The 19,268-nt window shown below is 73.1% G+C and carries 12 protein-coding genes and 1 pseudogene; 9 read left to right on the top strand and 4 right to left on the bottom strand.

Annotated elements, in window-relative coordinates; translation table 11 throughout:
• Positions 1-124 precede the first annotated feature (124 nt).
• Positions 125-1,498: a DMT family transporter gene (locus ACFCXS_RS16515; protein ID WP_376644008.1), complete on the top strand. Its 1,374-nt coding sequence runs from the start codon at positions 125-127 to the stop codon at positions 1,496-1,498.
• On the opposite strand, the gene ACFCXS_RS16510 is transcribed toward ACFCXS_RS16515, so the two are convergent.
• Positions 1,488-2,711, bottom strand: a complete 1,224-nt coding sequence (locus tag ACFCXS_RS16510) for a transglycosylase family protein (RefSeq protein WP_376644006.1) — start codon at positions 2,709-2,711, stop codon at positions 1,488-1,490. The two genes, ACFCXS_RS16515 and ACFCXS_RS16510, sit on opposite strands and share 11 nt — an antisense overlap.
• Before the next feature lie 350 nt (positions 2,712-3,061).
• Between ACFCXS_RS16510 and gndA the strand changes: the two genes are divergently transcribed.
• Positions 3,062-4,501, top strand: coding sequence for an NADP-dependent phosphogluconate dehydrogenase (gene gndA / locus ACFCXS_RS16505; RefSeq protein WP_376644004.1), 1,440 nt, complete (start codon positions 3,062-3,064; stop codon positions 4,499-4,501).
• Between the two features lie 615 nt (positions 4,502-5,116).
• Here the strand turns inward: gndA and ACFCXS_RS16500 are convergent.
• The 3 genes from ACFCXS_RS16500 to ACFCXS_RS16490 all read right to left on the bottom strand — a co-directional run bounded on the left by ACFCXS_RS16500 (position 5,117) and on the right by ACFCXS_RS16490 (position 6,567).
• The gene (locus ACFCXS_RS16500; RefSeq protein ID WP_376644002.1) at positions 5,117-5,461 is read right to left on the bottom strand and encodes a GNAT family N-acetyltransferase; all 345 of its coding nucleotides are present in this window, start codon (positions 5,459-5,461) and stop codon (positions 5,117-5,119) included.
• 33 nt (positions 5,462-5,494) lie between these two features.
• A complete protein-coding gene (gene panD / locus ACFCXS_RS16495; RefSeq protein ID WP_376644000.1) occupies positions 5,495-5,914 on the bottom strand; it encodes an aspartate 1-decarboxylase in 420 nt (139 codons plus the stop codon).
• A gap of 188 nt (positions 5,915-6,102) precedes the next feature.
• Positions 6,103-6,567, bottom strand: coding sequence for a MarR family winged helix-turn-helix transcriptional regulator (locus tag ACFCXS_RS16490; protein ID WP_376643999.1), 465 nt, complete (start codon positions 6,565-6,567; stop codon positions 6,103-6,105).
• 594 nt (positions 6,568-7,161) lie between these two features.
• Between ACFCXS_RS16490 and ACFCXS_RS16485 the strand changes: the two genes are divergently transcribed.
• The 7 genes and pseudogenes from ACFCXS_RS16485 (at position 7,162) to ACFCXS_RS16455 (ending at position 19,268) form a co-directional block, all read left to right on the top strand.
• Positions 7,162-8,997, top strand: coding sequence for an amino acid adenylation domain-containing protein (locus ACFCXS_RS16485; RefSeq protein WP_376643997.1), 1,836 nt, complete (start codon positions 7,162-7,164; stop codon positions 8,995-8,997).
• A 69-nt stretch (positions 8,998-9,066) separates the two neighbouring features.
• Positions 9,067-12,463 (top strand): annotated as a pseudogene (locus ACFCXS_RS16480) (amino acid adenylation domain-containing protein); the annotation flags it as partial.
• Positions 12,461-13,708, top strand: a complete 1,248-nt coding sequence (locus ACFCXS_RS16475) for a thioester reductase domain-containing protein (protein WP_376644248.1) — start codon at positions 12,461-12,463, stop codon at positions 13,706-13,708. The pseudogene ACFCXS_RS16480 and the gene ACFCXS_RS16475, both read left to right, overlap by 3 nt.
• Before the next feature lie 84 nt (positions 13,709-13,792).
• Positions 13,793-15,010, top strand: a complete 1,218-nt coding sequence (locus ACFCXS_RS16470) for a 3-deoxy-7-phosphoheptulonate synthase (protein ID WP_376643995.1) — start codon at positions 13,793-13,795, stop codon at positions 15,008-15,010.
• Positions 15,007-17,052, top strand: coding sequence for a chorismate-binding protein (locus ACFCXS_RS16465; protein ID WP_376643993.1), 2,046 nt, complete (start codon positions 15,007-15,009; stop codon positions 17,050-17,052). Before ACFCXS_RS16470 ends, ACFCXS_RS16465 begins: the two co-directional genes overlap by 4 nt.
• Positions 17,045-17,617 carry a flavin reductase family protein gene (locus ACFCXS_RS16460; protein WP_376643992.1) on the top strand — a complete coding sequence of 191 codons (573 nt, stop codon included), beginning with the start codon at positions 17,045-17,047 and terminating at the stop codon, positions 17,615-17,617. The genes ACFCXS_RS16465 and ACFCXS_RS16460 overlap by 8 nt, the downstream gene beginning before the upstream one ends.
• A gap of 157 nt (positions 17,618-17,774) precedes the next feature.
• On the top strand, positions 17,775-19,268 hold the full coding sequence (locus ACFCXS_RS16455) for a 4-hydroxyphenylacetate 3-hydroxylase family protein (protein WP_376644247.1): 1,494 nt from the start codon (positions 17,775-17,777) through the stop codon (positions 19,266-19,268).

The following is a 19,268-nucleotide window of genomic DNA, read 5'->3' as shown; positions in this document are numbered from 1 at the left end:
TAGGACCCAATGAGTGCTCAGGGACGACGACGGGAAGACCTGGACACGGCAGGGTGTTGGTCATGAAAGCCCCCCTTTCGCCGCGCCGGGCCCCTAGCCCCCGCCTCACGCAGAGGAGCAGCCGATGAGCGCCCTCGCGTTGTCCGTCCTGCTGTCGCTCGTCTCCGCGTTCGCCTACGCGGGCGGGGCGATCGTGCAGGAGCGGGTGGCGGAGTCCTCGCCGGGCGAGCAGTACGCGCCGCTGCGCCGGCCGGGCTGGTGGGCGGCGGTAGGGCTGAACGGCCTCGGTGGAGTGCTGCACGTGGTGGCTCTGGCCTACGGTCCGCTGAGCCTGGTGCAGCCGCTCGGCGCGCTGACCATCGTGGTGGCGCTGCCCATGGCGGCCCTGTTCGTCGGCCGCAAGGCCGGTGCCACGGCCTGGCGGGGCGCGATCATGGCGACGGTGGGGCTCGCCGGTCTGCTCTCCCTGGTCGCCGCGTCCGACGCGCGGTCGCTGGACACGGCGCAGCGGGTCGCCGTCGCCGTCGTCACCGCCGGTGTGGTCGTCTCGCTGATGATCGCCGCCCGGGCGGCGCACCGGCACCCGGCGGTGCGCAGCATGCTGCTGGCGACGGCCTCGGGTATCGCGTTCGGCATGTCCTCGGTGTTCACCAAGACCGTCGCGGTCGACTGGACCGGCGGTGTGTCGGCGGCGGACGTGCCCTCCCTCGCCGTGATCGGCGTCCTCGCCACGGCGGGCATGCTGCTGTCGCAGGCCTCCTACCGGGGCGCGGGCCTCGCGGCCCCGCTGGCCACTCTGACGGTCGTGAACCCGGTGGTGGCGGCCGCGGTGGGCATCACGATGTTCGGAGAAACCTTCCGCTACGGCGCGACGGGGACGGCGCTCGCGCTGAGCTGTGGTGTGGTGGCGGCCGGTGGCCTGATCCTGCTGACGACGGAGCGGCTCACGCAGGGGCAGCCCGCGGACGCGGAGGGCCTGCCGGCGGCGTCGCCGGTGCTCGCGCCACAGGCCGCTGGTGCCGGTTCCCCGGAGGTGCCCGCACGGGTGGACGGCCGGCCCGGGCCCGTGGCTGCCGGAGCCGAGACCCTGCCCGCCGGTGGGCGTCTGCTCGTGGAGGACGTGCTCGCGGCCGGGCCGAGGACGGGGACGGTTTCGGCGGTGCTCGTGCCGGGGCCGGGGACCGTTGCGGCTGTGCTCGTGCCGGGGCCGGGGGCCCCTGCCGCGGTGCCGGTCCCGGGGTCGGAGGTCACCGGGCCGCGGGGCGAGCAGGAGACCCCGGCGGAGGTGCCGGGCCCGGTACTCGTGCCCGGGCCGGATGCGGTTGCCGCCGCGGCAGCGGTGGTGGCTTCCGTGGCGGATTCCTCGTACGAGAGCGGGGAGCCGTCGGCGGTGGCGGTCCCCGACGACGAACGCCCGCTCTCCTACGTTCCCTACTACGGCATCCCCTACGTCCCGCTGCCCACGGTCGACCGGCACCGCATGCGGATCAGATCCTGACGCCGCCGGCCCGCAGGTACGCCACCGGGTCGACGTCCGAACCGAAACCGGGCCCCGTCCGCACCTCGAAGTGCAGATGCGGGCCCGAGCTGTTGCCGGTGGAGCCGGAACGGCCGATGCGCTGGCCGGCGCTCACCGACTGCCCGTCCCGTACCGAGATCGCGGACAGGTGGGCGTACTGGCTGTACCGGCCGTCGGCGTGCCGGACCACGACCTGGTAACCGAACGAGCCGCCCCACCCCGCGCTGACGACGCTGCCCGCCGCGACCGACTTGACCGAGGTCCCCGTGGGCACGGGGAAGTCGATGCCGGTGTGGTAGCCCTTCGACCAGGAGGAGCCCGCCTTGCGGTAGGGCGTCCCGAGGGAGGCGCCGACGGGGGCGACCAGGCCCTGCCGGGTCGCAGTGGACCGGCCGGCGCGCTCCTTGCTCTCGTCCCGCGACCGCTCCTTGGAACGCTCCTTCGGCTGCTCCTTGGCGCGGTCCTGGACCGGCTTCTTCGTCGAGGGCTTCACCGACGGCGCCGGCCGGTGCGCGGGCCGCGTCTTCGTGGCGCCCTCGCCACGCAGCGCGAGACGCTGGCCGGGCACGATCAGGTCGGGGTCGGACCCTATGGCCGAGCGGTTGGTCGCGTACAGGCCCCGCCAGCCGCCCCGCACGTCCTGGTCGTCCGCGATACCGGAGAGGGTGTCGCCGCGGACCACGGTGTACATCTCGGCGTTGCCCGCGCGGGACTGCGGCGTGGCCTGCGGCCGCACCTCCTCGATGGAGGTCTTCGGCTTCGTCTGCCTCTGCTTCGTGCGCTCTGCGGTCGGCCGGATCCCGGGCTCGCCGCCGCCCCTGGTCAGTCCGGCCCGCACGGAACAGACCGGCCAGGCGCCCGGGCCCTGCCCGTCGAGCACCTTCTCCGCGACGGCGACCTGCTGGTCCTTGCTCGCCAGGTCCGCACGCGCCGCGTAGGCGCGGCCGCCGTAGGCCTCCCAGGTGGACTGGGTGAACTGCAGCCCGCCGTAGAAGCCGTTGCCGCTGTTGATGTTCCAGTTGCTGGTGGACTCGCAGGCGGCGACCTTGTTCCAGGTGTCCATGTCCGCCGCCTGAGCGGCGCCGGTGCCCATGAACGGCAGTGCCATGCCCGCGCCGCCCGCCGTGACGGTGAGTGAGGCGCGGTTGATCCTGTTCGGCTGATACCGGCGGTGCCGGCCGCGTACGGCCATCGAAAGCCCCCCTAGACATGCGTCAGGAGGGGCAAAAGTAAGCGCTGCGAACCGGCCAGAACAAGACGGCTTTTCGCCGCCCGGGAGCCCAAATGGCCGGTATGAGGCCCCTGTTGCGCGACGTGCGCCTCGGTGGTGCACCGTGTACGGCACCCGGTGCGCGGGTGCGCCGTGCGCGGGGACGCGTGGGTCGGCTGAGCGCGACGGGGCTCTCGTCCGTATCAGCCTGGGCCACGCCGTGCGACCCGGGCGTGCGGACGAAGTAGCGGCACGTCAGGATGGTCGCGGGAGATGCCCTGGGGCACCGCCCACCGGCAGCACCGATACCGAGGTCTTTAGGAGCGAACCGAATGAGCAGTACAGCGCAGATCGGCGTCACCGGTCTCGCGGTCATGGGCCGCAACCTCGCCCGTAACTTCGCCCGCAACGGCTACACGGTCGCGGTGCACAACCGGACGCCCGCGCGTATGCACGCGCTGGTGGAGGAGTTCGGCGGCGAGGGAGAGTTCGTCGCGTGCGAGAGCGCCAAGGACTTCGTTGCCGCGCTGGAGCGTCCGCGGCGTCTGGTCGTGATGGTGAAGGCCGGTGAGCCGACCGACGCGGTGATCCAGGAGTTCGCGCCGCTTCTGGAGCCCGGCGACATGATCATCGACGGTGGCAACGCGCACTTCGCGGACACCCGTCGCCGGGAGCGGGACCTGCGCGAGCAGGGCATCCACTTCGTCGGCATGGGTGTCTCCGGCGGCGAGGAGGGCGCGCTGAACGGGCCGAGCATCATGCCGGGCGGCCCGCGGGAGTCGTACGACTCGCTGGGCCCGATGCTGGAGAAGATCTCGGCGAAGGCCGCCGACGGCACGCCGTGCGTCTCGCACGTCGGTCCGGACGGTGCCGGGCACTTCGTGAAGATGGTGCACAACGGCATCGAGTACGCGGACATGCAGCTGATCGGTGAGGCATACCAGCTGCTGCGGGACGTCGCCGGGTACTCCCCCGCCGAGATCGCGGAGATCTTCCGCACCTGGAACCGGGGCCGGCTCGACTCGTACCTGATCGAGATCACGGCCGAGGTGCTGTCGCACGTGGACGCGGAGACGGGCAAGCCGTTCGTGGACGTGGTGGTCGACCAGGCCGAGCAGAAGGGCACCGGCCGCTGGACCGTGCAGATCGCCCTGGACCTGGGTGTGCCGGTGTCGGGTATCGCCGAGGCGGTCTTCGCGCGCTCCCTGTCGGGGCACGCGGCGCTGCGGGACGCCTCGCGCGAGCTGGCCGGCCCGAAGGCTCAGCCGCTGAGCGAGGCGGAGGCCCGGGCGTTCGCGGACCGGGTGGAGCAGGCGCTGTACGCGTCGAAGATCGTGTCCTACACGCAGGGCTTCCACGAGATCGACGCGGCCCGCGACGAGTACGGCTGGGACATCGACCTCGGTGCGGTGTCGGCGCTGTGGCGGGGCGGCTGCATCATCCGCGCGGCGTTCCTGGACCGGATCCGCTCCGCGTACGACGCCCGGCCGGACCTGCCGAGCCTGCTGTCCGACGCGACGTTCGCGCAGGAGATCGCGGACGCTCAGGACGACTGGCGCGAGGTGCTGGTCGCCGCGACCCGCCAGGGTGTGCCGACGCCCGGTTTCGCCGCGGCCCTCGCCTACTACGACGCCCTTCGCGCGGAGCGGCTGCCCGCGGCGCTGACGCAGGGGCAGCGGGACTACTTCGGTGCGCACACGTACCGCAGGGTGGACCGCGACGGCTCGTTCCACACGCTGTGGGGCGGGGACCGGTCGGAGACCTCCGCGTAGGCGCTGCCGCTCGGTGAGCGAGCGGGGCGGTGGACGGCACGTGCAGCCGTCCACCGCCCCGTTCGCGTACCGGGGTCAGGACAGTGGCGGGCCGGGCTCCGGGTTCGGTACCGGCTCCGGCCCCGGGGGGATCGGGGACGGGCCGGGGCCCGGCACGGGGCCGGGGCCCGGGGGCGCCGGCGGGGTGGGCGCGGGCGGCGGAGGGGTCGGCTCCGGGCCCGGCGGGGGCTGCGGGTTCGGCACCGGGTCGGGGTGCGGGTCCGGGCGCTGGGGATCGGGGCCCGGTGTCGGCGACGGCGGCACGGGGTCGGGAATCGGGTTCGTCATCAGGTCCTCCAGCCAGTGGGACGACTCCGGCTCTGGACTAATCCCCGCCTACCCGGCACCCGCGCCGGCAGTCACTCCCCCGCGGGACGGGCGTGGCCCAGGTGGGGGTAGAGGGCCGGGGCGGGGGCCGGAGTGGGACGGGGCCGGGTCGGAGGGCGGTCGGCCGGGTCAGGAAGGGACGGAGCCGGGTCGGAGAGGGGTGGGCCCGGGTCAGGAAGGGAAGGGCCCTCGGGCAGGGCCTGGCCAAGGCCGGGAGAGGGACGAGGCCGGGCCCGGAGGGAGGCCGGGTCAGAAGCGTCCGGGATGGGCCCGCAGCCACTCCTTCGCCGCCACGACCAGGTCCTGGTCGGCAGGCGAGGCCTCGTCGGGGTGGCGTTCGATCCACTTGGTGACGTAGGGGCAGAGGGAGGCGACCGCGCTGTGCTCGCGGCCGGCGAGGGCGAACAGCTCGCGTGCGAGCGAACCGGCGATGCCCTTGCCCTCGTGGGCCGGCTCGACGATCGTGTGGACGGGCACGAGCGCGCGCTCGGGGCTTTCGAGTACGAAGTACTCGATACGGCCGACGACTTCACCGCCGGACACGGCCTCCAGCAGGCCTGCCGCCCGGTCGTCGCGGATCTCCGGGTCGCTCATGGACACGCTCCTCCTCTGCTGCCGATGCGTCCGTCAGGCCCCGACGGCCTGCGGACTGCGCTGCTGGTCCGAGCCGGGCACCGGCTCGGACGGGTCGGCGCCCAGGGCCACGATCTTGTTGTCGCGGTCCACGTGCACGACCCGGGGGGCGAGTGCCCGCGCCTCGGCGTCCGTCACCTGGGCGTAGCTGATGATGATCACGAGATCGCCGGGGTGAACGAGATGGGCCGCGGCCCCGTTGATCCCGATCACGCCGGATCCGCGCTCGCCCTTGATGACGTACGTCTCCAGGCGGGCGCCGTTGGTGATGTCCACGATGTGCACGAGCTCACCGGGCAGCAGATCGGCGGCGTCGAGCAGGTCGGCGTCGATGGTCACGGATCCCACGTAGTGCAGGTCGGCCTGGGTGACGGTGGCGCGGTGGATCTTGGACTTGAACATGGTGCGAAACATGGACAAACTCCCGATTTGTCTGCTCCCTGCCTGCTTTCCGCAGGTCAAGGGCGGTCTTCGGAGCGTACAACGATTCGCAGGTCCGGTCAGCCGCCCCCAGGTGTTCCAGGGCTCACACCGCCCACCGCCGACTTCCCTGATGGGCCATCAGTCCTGAGGACCATGGGCCGTCGGCCGGCCGCGCGGCCTCACCGCACCTGGTCGGACTCCATGGCCGCGGCGACCTTCTCGCAGAGTTCCGCGAACAGGGCGCTCTCGCCCTTGGTGAGGACTGAGGCGGCGAGCCGTGCGACGTCGTGGTGGCCCCGGGCGATCCGGGCGAGGAAGAGGTGCCCCTCGGGGGTGAGGGAGGTGCTCAGCTCGCGCCGGTCCTCCCCGGCGGCCACCTGCGTCACCAGGTTCAGGTCCTTCAGCACACGCAGGGCCTTCGACGTGGTCTGCCGGGAGACCTCCAGCACGTCGCTCAGTTCGGAGGGCCGCATGGAGCCGCGCGCCCGCAGGAGTTCGAGGACGTCGTACTGGTGCCAGTTGACACCCTCGGGGTTGACGCGGGACCTGCGTGCGACCAGGAGGCACTGAAGGTGGGTCAGGGCTGCTTGCAGAACGGTCGGTTCCGGATGGCGGGTGGGGGTCGAGCCGTCTCGTGGAGTCATGAGAGCTTCCGGTACGGGGGTAACCGGTGGGGGGCGTTACCAAGATATCAAGGGCCCGCCGCCGGGCCGCCACGGTCAGCCGGAAATGATTTCCCTGAGGACACCATCTGGGGGCGTGAGGGCCCGAAGCAGGGGTACGGGAGTGCGGGGACCGGTCACGGACACGCACCGGTCGCTCGCACCGAACGGGCACAGAGGACAGAACGGACCGGCACGGAAGCGGGGCGACACACGCCACCCCGTGCCGTCCGTCGGCACGCGCGCACGACGCACGAAATTTCCGCTCAACTCGCTTCACGGCACAGGAGTTTGACATCGATGCGAAATCGTGATTAGCATCGATTTCCATAAGGAAACCACCTGTTCACCTTTGCACGCTGACCCTGCACCAGCCCGCCTCAGGCCCTCCCGAGAATGCGCGGTGCGCGTTCCCCGGGAACCGCGGGAGCCCTTCCTCCGGACCTCCACCAGAGGAGATCAGCAATCATGGAGAACAACGTCCCGTCCTTATCGACGAAATCGGCGGAATCGGCGGAATGGAAAGAGCCGGCACAGCCGAGTAAGTCGACGGAAGAATCAGGAACCGCATTACGGGTGGGAGGTCCACCGACCGCGGACCCTCCCCTCGTCCTCACCACCCTCTTCGAACAAACGGTCCGCGACCACGGCGGGGCCGTCGCCCTGGCGGACGGCGCGGAGCGCGTCACCTACGACCGTCTGAACCGGCGGGCCAACCGCATGGCCCGGCACCTCCAGGACCGCGGCGTCAGCAGAGGCGACCGCGTCGGAGTGCACCTGCGCCGGTCCCCCGACCTCTACGCCGTCCTCCTCGCGGTCCTCAAGGCCGGCGGCTGCGTGGTCCCGCTCGACCCCGCGTACCCCACGGAGTACCTGGCCCGCATCCTCCGCGAGGCCCGCCCGTCGCCGGTGATCTGCGACGACCCGGACGACCTGCCCCCCGACGCCCGCGCCGTCGCGCTCACCCGGGACGACCTGGTCCGAGGCGCCGAGGGTCTCCCCGACGGCGACCGGGACACCGGCACCGGCCCGGAGGACACCGCGTTCCTCATGTACACCTCCGGCTCCACCGGCCGGCCCAAGGGCGTACGGATCGCGCACCGCGGACTGGCGCGGCTCGGCCCGCACAGCGGCCCCCTCGACATCACCCCCCGGGACGGGCTGACCCAGTCGGCCGCGTTCTCGTTCGCCGCCTCGACCATCGAGATCTGGCTCGCCTTCCTGCACGGCGCCACCCTGCTGCCGATGCCCCCCGGACTCCCCTCGCTGCCGGTCCTGCGCGAGGCCGTCGAGGAACGCGGCGCGACCGTGCTCAGCCTCCCCTGCGGCCTGTTCAACGCCCTGGTCGACCAGGAACCGGAGTGCCTGCGCTCGGTGCGGATCGTGCTGCTCAGCGGCGACTTCCCCTCTCCCGGCCACCTGCGCCGGGCCCTGGCGCACACCGACGCGGTCGTCTACAACGGCTACGGCTGCACCGAGAACTCCTCCATCACCGCCCTGCACCCGCTGACCTCGCCCGAGGACGTCGACGGCGCGGGCGTCGTCCCGATCGGCCGCCCGCTGCCGACGGTCACGCTGGAGGTCTACGACTCGCTGCTGCGCCCCTGCGACACCGACGAGGTGGGCGAACTCTGCGTGGGCGGCACGGGCGTGGCCCTCGGCTACGCCGACCAGCCGGAGCTGACCGCCGAGAAGTTCAGCCGGGACCCGGACGGCGACGGGCTGCTCTACCGCACCGGCGACCTCGCCCGACGGAACAAGAACGGCGACATCGTGCTGGTCGGGCGGTCCGACAGCATGGTGAAGATCCGCGGGTTCCGGGTGGAGACCAGCGCCGTCACGCTGGCGATGCGCGCCCTCGACGGGATCGCGGACGCCGCCGTGAAGGCGTTCGAGGACGACGGCACCCGCGAGAAGCGTCTCGTGGCCTTCTACACCACCCGTGACGACCGCCCCGCCGACCCCGCGGACCTGGTCCGGCGGCTCTCCGCGGCCGTGCCCTCCCACATGGTCCCGTCCGTGTTCCGGCACCTGGAGAAAATGCCGACGAACGTGAACGGGAAGATCGACCGCACCGCGCTCACCGTGGAATCCCGAAACGACGAGAAAAGCAGGAACAACCGGAACGAGAAATCCAAGAAAGGCGAGAAGACCATGCAGAACCCCCTCGAGGCTGTCGTCCTCCAGTCCTGGATCGAGATCTCCGGAATGGACGGCTTCTCGACCACCGACTCCTTCCTGGGACACGGCGGGAATTCCCTGCACTTCGTGCAGCTGGCCTCCCGCCTGCAGAAGATATTCGGGATCGAGATCACCACCGAGTCGGTCTTCCGGCACGGCACGGTCGAGCAGCTGGCGCGCTTCATCGAGGAGTCCCGCGCCCAGGCCACCACCTCTTCGTCGCACGGCTGACGAAGTGCCCGACAGCGACCGGCACGCGCGCCGCGCCGGCCGCCCGATGTCCGCGGAGGGTGGCGACCCGTGAACAACCCTTTGACCTCGGCAATTCTGGAGCTGGCACGGAGAACGCTCCGGTCCCCCGGCCTCGGACCGGACGAGGCCTTCTCGGACCACTGCGACGACCCCGCGCTGCTGGACGAACTGGGCGCCGTGCTGCGGGCCGTGTTCGCCGTCGACCCGCCGGCCGGGCAACGGTTGGGCGCGCAGAGCGCAGCGGCCGTGGCCGAGCGGTTCGCGAGGGGCCGGTCCGGCTCCGGCGGGCAGGAGGTGACGGCCGGGTCCGCGCCGCGCACCGGCGGTACCACGGAGGCCTCGTTCGGCCAGAGCGGCATCTGGCTCATCGACCAGTACCTGCCGACCCCGCAGGCGTACAACGGTCCGTTCCTGGCGCGGCTGCCGTTCCGGCTCGACGGGGAACGGCTGCGCCGGGCCGTCGCCGGGGTGCTGCGGCGGCAGGAAGTGCTGCGCACCACCTACGCATTGCGCGACGCCCGGCTCCTCCAGGTCGTCTCCGACGACGACACGGCCTTCCACTACGGCGTCGAGCACTACGGCGACGACAAAGAACTCGACGCGCTCGCCCAGCGAGTGGCGAACACCCGCTTCGACCTGGAGCACGGGCCCGTGGTCTCGGTGACCTGCGCGCTCGGTCCGGGCGAGGAGAGCGCGATCGTCTGCAACATCCACCACATCGCCTCCGACGCCGCCTCGGCCGGGATCTTCCTGCGCGAACTCCTCGACGCCTACGACCGCACCGGGCGGGGCCTGCCGGTGGAGGCCGTGCCGGGACGCCCGCAGTACGCCGACTTCGCGCACTGGCACCGCACGCACCTCACGCCCGAGCGGACCACACGGCTGCTCGACGAGTGGGCCGAGCGGCTCGCCGGGGACCTGCCGGTGCTCGCCCCTGCCCTCCGACCGGCCCCGGCCCGCCGCGCAGGAACACCGTGGCGGCACCGTCCCGTTGCGCGTCCCGGCCGGGGTGACCGAGAAGCTGGAGCGGCTCGCGGAGCGCGAGGGCGTCACGCTGTTCATGGCGCTGCTCGCGGTGTACGGCACGTTCCTCGCCAAGCTGTCCCGGCAGGAACGGGTCCTCATCGGCTCGCCCGTCTCCCTGCGGGACGACCCGCAGACCAAGGACCTCGTCGGCTACTTCGTGAACATGGTCGTGCTGCGCCAGGACGTCACGGGCGCGATGACCGTGCGCGAGGTGCTGGGCCGGGCGCGGGAGGAGGTGGCCGACGCCCTGCGGCTGAAGTGGGCCCCCTTCGACAAGGTCGTCGAGCGGCTGCGACCCGACCGCACCGCAGGGCACACGCCGGTCGTCCAGACGATGCTCGTCCTGACCGGCCCCGGCTCCGCCCACGTCACCCACGGCGGACAGCCGCTGACGATCCGGCGGGACATGGCGCACGGCGCGAAGTACGACCTGTCAGTGGTGTTCGCCCGCGAGCCGGACGGGCTGCACGGCACCCTGGAGTACGACGCGCACCTCTTCGACGAGGCGACGGCGCGGAGCATGGGCGAACGGCTCGGCCGGCTGCTGGCCCGGTTCGCCGGGGCCGCCCCGGACACACCGGTCCGCGACCTCGGCCTGCTCGCCGCCGACGAGGAGCGGAAGGTGCTGGCGCACGACGACCGAGTGGACCGCTCGGCGCCCCCGCCGCCGGTGGCCGAGCTGTTCGAGCGGCAAGCGGCGGCCACCCCGGACGCCGTGGCCGTGACCGACGGCGGCCGCGAGTGGACGTACCGGGAACTCGACGAACGCGCCGGACGGCTCGCGCGGGTCCTGCGCGAGGAGGGGGCGGCGGCCGGGCGCCGGGTGGCCATCGCGCTTCCCCGGTCGTTCGACATGGTCGCCGGGCTGCTCGCCGTGGTGAAGTCCGGGGCGTCCTACGTCCCGCTGGACCCCTCGCACCCGCCGGAGCGGGTGGCGTACGTCCTGGACGACGCCGAGGCCCTCCTCGTCCTCACCGACAGCACCACGGGAGCACAACTCCCGCCCGGGACACGGCTGCTGGCGATCGACCGGGAGGCGCACCGGATCGCCGCGGCCGCCCCCGGACCGCTCGGCCCGACCCGGACGCCCGACGACGAGATCTACGTCATCCACACCTCCGGGTCCACGGGCGCCCCCAAGGGCGTCGTCATCCGGGACCGCACGATCGGCAATCTGGTCGCCGCCCAGCACCGGGTCTCCCCGTGCGGGGCGACGGGCACCACCCTCCAGTACATGACGCTCTCCTTCGACGTCTCCGTGATGGAGATCCTGGGGACGCTCTGCGTCGGCGGGACACTCGCCCTCATCCCCGACGAACTGCAGAAGGACCTCCACCGGCTGGCCGCGTTCGTCGCCGAGCACGACGTCACCCGCCTGTACCTGCCGTACATCGCGCTCCAGCGGTTCGCGGCGCTCGCCGTCGCGGAGGACCTGCGCTGCGACGCGCTGCGCGAGGTGACCTCGGTGGGCGAGGCGCTGGTCGTCTCCCCGCAGATCCGGGAGTTCTTCGCCCGGCACCCCCGGGCCCGGCTGCTCAACATGTACGGCCCGTCCGAGACCCACCTCGCCACCTGGCACGAGCTGTCCGGCGACCCTGCCGACTGGCCGGAGGCCCCGCCGATCGGGCGGGCGGTCGACGGGATGCGGCTGCGCGTCCTCGGCCCGGACCGCGAACCCCTGCCGCCGGGCGTCACCGGCGAGCTGTACATCGGCGGTCCGTACCTGTCGCCCGGCTACCGGGGCCGCCCCGAGGAGACGGCACGCCGCTTCCCCCCCGACCCCTACGGCGGCCGGGGCGAGCTGATCTACCGCACGGGGGACCTCGTCCGGTGGAACGCGCGCGGCGACCTGGAGTACCTGGGCCGCGCCGACGACCAGATCAAGATCCGCGGCTACCGTGTGGAGCCCAGCGAGGTCGAGGCCGCTCTCGACGCCCTCGACGGAGTGCGCGACTCGGCGGTGGTCGCCGTGGACTTCGGGCCCGGGGACCGGCGCCTGGTGGCCGCCGTCACGGGCGACGGCGCCGACGACACCGCACGGCTGCGGGCGGCGCTGGCCCAGCGGCTGCCGGAGTACCTGGTGCCCGCGCACCTCGTCCGGCTGGACCGGCTTCCGACCACGCCGAGCGGGAAGATCGACCGGGGCGGGCTGGCCGGGCGGCTCGCCGGGGAGGTGCGCGACCGGGGCACGGACGAGGGCCCGGGGGCGGGGGAACCGCCGCGGACCACGACCGAGCGCGCCATCGCCGAGGCGTGGGCGGACGTCCTGGGCGGCGGTGTCCCCGGGCGCCAGGGCGACTTCTTCACGCTCGGCGGCAACAGCATCCTCGCCACCGAACTCGTCTACCGGCTGCGGACGTCGTTCGACGTCGACATCCCGCTGCGGACCCTGTTCGACAACCCCACGGTCGCCGGGATGGCCGCGCGGATCGACGAGCGGCGGGCGGGTGACACCACCGCGTTCACGGAGCCGGCGGCCGACCTGCGCGCCGACGTGACCCTGCCGGACACCGTCCGTCCCGGCGAGCGCACACCGGTCCCGCCGGACGCCGCGACCCGGTTCCTGCTGACCGGCGCGACCGGCTTCCTCGGCTGCTGGCTGCTGCGGGAGCTGGCGGCCGTCCCCGGACACACCGTCACCTGCCTGGTGCGCGCCGACGACGCGGACGCAGCCCTCGCCCGGCTGCACGCCACGGCCGACCGGTACGGCATCGCCGGTGACATCGCCTGGGAGCGGGTGCGTGCCGTCGCCGGCGACCTCACCCGGACCCGGATGGGCCTGTCCGACGCGGACCACGCCGAGCTGGCCGAGTCCGTCGAGGCGGTCCACCACGCGGCGGCGCACATCAACTTCGTGCTGCCGTACGCCTCGGTGAAGCCGGCCAACGTCGACGGGCTGCGCTCGGTGCTGGAGTTCGCCGCCACGGGACGGCTCAAGCACGTGCACCACATGTCGACCGTCGCGGTGTTCGCCCCCGGCCGCGAGGGCGGGCCGATCACCGAGGAGGCGGTGCCCGGCACGTGCGAGGGGCTGGGCATCGGCTACACGCAGAGCAAGTGGGTCGCCGAGGGCGTCGCCCGGCTGGCCCGTGAGCGCGGGATGCCGGTGACCGTCTACCGCATCGGCCGGATCTCCGGCGACAGCGTCACCGGCGCCTGCCAGAGCGACGACTTCCTGTGGCGCCAGATCAAGAGCTTCATCGAGCTCGGTTCCGCCCCGCCCGCCGAGGAGCTGACCACCGACCTGCTGCCGGTGGACTTCGTCGGCCGGGCCGTTCTCGCCCTCTCCCGCGAGCCGTCCGCCGACGGCGCCACGTACCACCTGTTCCACCCGCGCGGCTCCGACTTCACGCCCGTGCACGCCGCCGTCCGCGACTGCGGCCACCCGCTGGACACGGTGCCCGCCGAGGAGTGGCTGACCCGCCTGGAGGAGTCGGCCCGCCGCCCCGGGGGCAACGCCCTCGCCGCGGCCGTGCCGCTTTTCCGGGAGGGCGCGCTGGAGCTCGGCGAGAACACCTACGGCAACGAGCGGACCACCCGGCTCCTCGACCGGCTCGGGCTGCGCTGGCCCGACATCGACCGCCGCTCCCTGGCCCGCATGATCCGCTGGTTCGAGGCGGCCGGTGAGCTTCAGGGCCGGCCCCCCGCGCGGGAGAGCGCGTAGAGCGGGCCGCCCAGCGGCTCCCCCCACCCAGACATCCGCAGGCGGCCACCCCCACGGGCCCGTCTCCGAACGAAGGCCGACAGCATGTCTCGATACCCCTTTCCGGGCGCCGGACACGACCCGTTGATCACCTCGATGGTGGCCGGGCTCCCCGCCCGCCAGCAGCCCCGGTGGCCCGACCGTTCCCTCCTGGCCCCGGTGCACGACCGGCTGGCCCGCGAGTCCCCGCTGGTGTCGTACGCGAGCGTCCGCGAGCTGCGCGGGCTCCTCGCGCGGGCCGCGGAGGGCGAGTTCTGCCTCATCCAGGCCGGCGACTGCGTGGAGCTGACCACCGAGTGCGAGCCCCGCGACGTCGAACGCAAGGTGGAGATGCTCGACGTGCTCGGTGACGTCATGCGCACCGGCTCCGGGCTGCCCGTCGTACGCGTCGGGCGGATGGCCGGGCAGTTCGCCAAGCCGCGCTCCGACGACTGGGAGACCGTGCCCGGCGGACGGCTCCCGGTGTTCCGGGGCCCCGTCGTCAACGCGCCGGACGCCTGCGGCGAGGCCCGCACCCCCGACCCGTTCCGCGTCGTCGCCGGGCTGGAGGCCGCCCGCTGCGCCGTCACCGCCCTCGACCGGCTCGGACGCGGTGAGAGCGCCGCTCCCGAGGACCGGGTGTGGACCAGCCACGAGGCGCTCCTGCTCGACTACGAACTCCCCCAGGTACGGCGGCACGCGGACGGCGGCAGCTACCTGGCGTCCACGCACTGGCCGTGGATCGGCGAGCGCACCCGGCAGGCCGACTTCGCGCACGTGCGGCTGATGGCCGAGCTGGACAACCCGGTGGCCTGCAAGATCGGGCCCGAGGCGACGGTCGACGAGGTGCTGGACCTGTGCGCGGTGCTCGACCCGCACCGCACCCCGGGCCGCCTCACCCTCATCGCCCGGTTCGGTGCCGGCCGGATCGCCGGGCTGGCCCCGCTGGTGCGGGCGGTCCGGCAGGCCGGGCACCCGGTGCTGTGGATGTGCGACCCGATGCACGGCAACACCGTCAAGACGCCCGACGGGCTCAAGACGCGCCGCCTCGACGCGATCATGTCCGAGATCCGGCAGTGCGTGGACCTCCTGGCGGAGAACTCCGAGCGGTGCGCGGGCCTGCACCTGGAGGCCTCCCCCGACGACATCTCCGAGTGCGAGGGCGCGGGCTGCGTCCCGGTGCGCGGGCCGGGTTACCGCAGCCTGTGCGACCCCCGGCTCAGCCTCGTCCAGGCCGTCGCGGCCGCCGCGCACTGGCGGCTGCCGGTGGGGGCGGCGGCATGAGTGCGCCCCCCACCCCCGCCACCGCTCCGGTGGAGGCCCACGACGCTCTGCTGCCGCCGCCGGGCCGCCCCTTCGCGGTGCTGCACCGCCCCGGCGCCGACCGCGCGGCGCCGGTGGAGATCCTCAGCGGCCCGGTACGGCACGCCGACGACCTGGACTCTCTCGGCCTGGACCGGCCCGGCTGCACGGACCGGGGCGGCGGCGCCGACACCAAGGACGCCACGGACACCCTCGTCCTCGCTCCCTACCGCCAGATCCGGGAGCGCGGCTTCGCGCACCCCGACGACGGCGAGCCGCTGCTGGCCATGGAGGTGCGCGAGCACCGGCGCGTCCCGCTCGACCGGCTGCTGGCCTGCCTGCCGGTCCGGGCGCCGCGGGTGGAGGAGACCCGCTTCGACATCGACGACGACGCCTACGCGGCGGCGGTGGACGGCATCGTCCACCACGAGATCCACCGCGGTGAGGGCTCCAACTTCGTGCTGGCGCGCAGTCTGTACGGCAGGATCCGCGCCTTCGACCGCACGGCCGCGCTGGCGGTGCTGCGCGGGCTGATGACGGCGGAGACCGGGGCGTACTGGACGTTCCTGATCTTCACCGGCGACCGGTACCTGATCGGCTCCACCCCGGAGCAGCAGGTGCGGGTGCGGGGCGACCGGGTGGAGATGAACCCGATCAGCGGGACCTACCGCTATCCGCGCACCGGCGCCGACCTGCCGGGGCTGCTGCGCTTCCTGCGCGACCCCAAGGAGACCGACGAGCTGTACATGGTCGTCGACGAGGAACTGAAGATGATGGCCGCCCTGTGCGGCGACGGGGTGCGGGTCAGCGGGCCGTCCCTGAAGTGGATGTCCCGGCTCGCGCACACCGAGTACTACCTCTCCGGTCGCTCGGACCGCCCGCTCACGGAGATCCTGCGCACCACGATGCCCGCCCCGACGGTGACCGGCAGCCCGGTGGAGAACGCGTGCCGGGTGATCGAGCGGTACGAGCCGCGCGGCCGGGGCTACTACAGCGGGGTCATCGCCCTGCTCGGCCGCGAGGGCGGGCAGCGGCGGCTGGACGCGGCGCTGATGCTGCGGACGGCGGACCTCGGGGCGGACGGCTCGGTGCGGCTGACGGCGGGCGCCACGGTCGTCCGGGAGTCGGTGCCCGCGCACGAGACGGCGGAGACCACCGCCAAGCTGTCGGGCCTGCTGGACGCCCTGTCCGGGCGGCGGTCCGCGAAGGAGCCGGTCCCGGCGTCCGCCGCGGCCCTCGCCGAGGCCGGTCCGGTGCGCGGCGCGCTGGCCGCCCGCAACGACGGGCTGGCGGCGTTCTGGCTGCGCGGCACCGGCGGCGCCCCCGCCGCCCGGTCCGTCGCGGGCGCCGAGGTGACCATCGTCGACGCCGAGGACGGATTCACGTCGATGCTCGCCTGCCAACTGCGGTCGCTGGGCTGCGCGGTGCGGCTGGTGCCCTGGCACCGGGCGGCGGGCGCGGGCGGCGGGGTCGCCGGGGCGCCGGGGTTGCTCCTGCTCGGCCCGGGGCCGGGCGACCCGCGGGACGTGTCCGATCCGCGGGTGCGTGCCCTGCGGGCCACGGCCGCCGACCGGCTCGCGGCCGGGCAGCCGCTGGCGGCGGTCTGCCTGGGGCACCAGGTCGTGTGCACCCTGCTGGGGCTGCGGGTGGCCCGGCTGCCGGACCCGGCGCAGGGCAGGCGGCGGCGGGTCCCGCTGTGGGGCAGGCCCCGCATGGCCGGCTTCTACAACAGCTACGCCGCGCGGGCCGACGACGACCGGCTGCACCCGCCGCCGGCCGGCGGGCCGGTCCAGGTGCAGCGCGTCGGCGACGAGGTGATCGCGCTGCGCGGCCCGGCCCTGTCCACGATCCAGTTCCACGCGGAGTCGTTCCTGACCGAGGACGGCCCCGGCATCCTGGCCGACCTGCTGACCGGCGCCCTGGCACCGGCCGCGGCCCACCGGCCGGGCGTTCACGACAGCTGTGCGGCCGGTGTCCACGGCGCCGGCCCCCGGGAGTCCAGGGGGACCCATGAGCATGCCTGAGCGAGGGGGCGTGGACACCGCGCCCCACCCGATCGACCCGCGCGCCCTGCGCAGGTGCATGGGCCAGTTCGCCACCGGGGTCACGGTGATCACCTGCCGCCGCGGCGACCTCGTCCACGGCACGACGGTCAACGCCTTCACCTCGGTGTCGCTGGACCCGCCGCTGGCCCTGGTGGCGCTGGACCGGCGCAGCCGGGCGGGCGCGCTGCTGCGGGAGGACGGCGACTACGTCGTCAACATCCTGGACGCCTCGCAGCGCGACCTGGCCATGCACTTCGCCGGGCGGCCCATGGCGGAGCCGGTGCGGTGGGTGGACGAGGACGGGCCGCACCCACGGCTGGCGGGCACGGTGGCCCACCTGGTCTGCCGGCCCTGGCAGATGCACGACGGCGGCGACCACACGCTGCACATCGGAAGCGTCCAGGAGTTCGAGAGCCGCCCGGGGCGGCCGCTGCTGTTCCACGGCGGCGCCTTCCCGGAGCTGGCGCCGGACGACTCCGCCGTCGCCTGGTCGCTCTGCCTGGACGGCATGGACCCGGTGGCGCACCTCCCGGTGCACGACTAGCCCGACGAGCCCGACCGGACCGATCGCACTGACCGACCGACAGGACAGGGGACTGACGCACATGACGGACACGACGCACACCGCGGGCACGCCGGGCGGCCCCGGCACCGGCACCGGCACCGCCGGGGGCACCGGACCGCGCCGCACGACCCGCCCGATGACGGGCGACGAGTACCTGGAGAGCATCCGCGACGGCCGGGAGATCTGGGCGTACGGAGAGCGGGTCGACGACGTCACCAAGCACCCGGCGTTCCGCAACACGGCCCGGATGACCGCGCGGCTGTACGACGCGCTGCACGACCCGGAGCACCACGACACGCTGACCACGCCCACGGACACCGGCAGCGACGGCTGCACGCACAAGTTCTTCCGGGTGCCGCGCAGCGTGGAGGACCTGGTCGGCGACCGGGACGCGATCGCCCGGTGGGCCCGGATGACGTACGGCTGGATGGGCCGCAGCCCGGACTACAAGGCGAGTTTCCTGGTGACGCTGGGCGCGGACCCGGAGTACTACGGGGAGTTCGCGGACAACGCCCGCCGCTGGTACGCGGAGGCACAGGAGCGGGTGCTGTTCTGGAACCACGCGGTGATCAACCCGCCCGTGGACCGCCACCGGGCGCCGGACGAGGTCGGGGACGTCTTCGTGCACGTCGAGAAGGAGTGCGACGACGGCCTGGTGGTCAGCGGCGCCAAGGTGGTGGCCACGGGGTCGGCGCTGACCCACTTCAACTTCGTGGCGCACTACGGACTGCCGGTGAAGAAGAAGGAGTTCGCGCTCGTGGCGACGCTGCCGATGGACGCGCCGGGGGTGAAGCTGATCTGCCGTCAGTCGTACGAGCTGGCCGCGAACCGGATGGGCAGCCCGTTCGACTACCCGCTGTCGAGCCGCCTCGACGAGAACGACACCGTCTTCATCCTGGACAAGGTGAAGATCCCCTGGGAGAACGTCTTCATCTACGGGGACACGGCGAAGGCCGGGACCTTCCTGAACACCTCCGGGTTCACGCACCGGCTCACCTTCCACGGCGTGACCCGGCTCGCGGTGAAACTGGACTTCCTCGCCGGTCTCCTGCTCAAGGGGCTGGACGTGACCGGGACAAAGGATTTCCGGGGCATCCAGACCCGGGTGGGCGAGGTGCTCGCCTGGCGGAACATGTTCTGGGGTCTCAGCGACGCGATGGCACACAATCCGAACGCGTGGCACGACGGCGGGCTGCTGCCGAACCTGGATTACGGCATGGCGTACCGCTGGTTCATGACGATCGGTTATCCGCGCGTCCGCGAGATCATTCTGCAGGACCTCAGCAGCGGCCTCATCTACTTGAATTCACACGCCAAGGACTTCCAGAACCCGGAACTGCGGCCGCATCTGGACCGGTACATGCGGGGGTCGAACGGATACGACTCGGTGGAGCGGGTCAAGCTGATGAAGCTGATCTGGGACTCGGTGGGCACGGAGTTCGCGGGCCGGCACGAGCTGTACGAGCGCAACTACTCGGGCAACCACGAGAACGTGCGCATCGAGCTGCTCATGGCGCAGACGGCGTCCGGTCTGGTCGACGACTACCGGGGCTTCGCCGAGGAGTGCATGGCGGAGTACGACCTGGACGGCTGGACGGCGCCCGACCTGATCGGGCCCGACCAGGCATGA

It is taken from the genome of Streptomyces sp. NPDC056373 (assembly GCF_042262425.1).
Taxonomy (GTDB): Bacteria; Actinomycetota; Actinomycetes; order Streptomycetales; family Streptomycetaceae; genus Streptomyces.
This window is presented reverse-complemented; position numbering and strand designations above follow the sequence as displayed.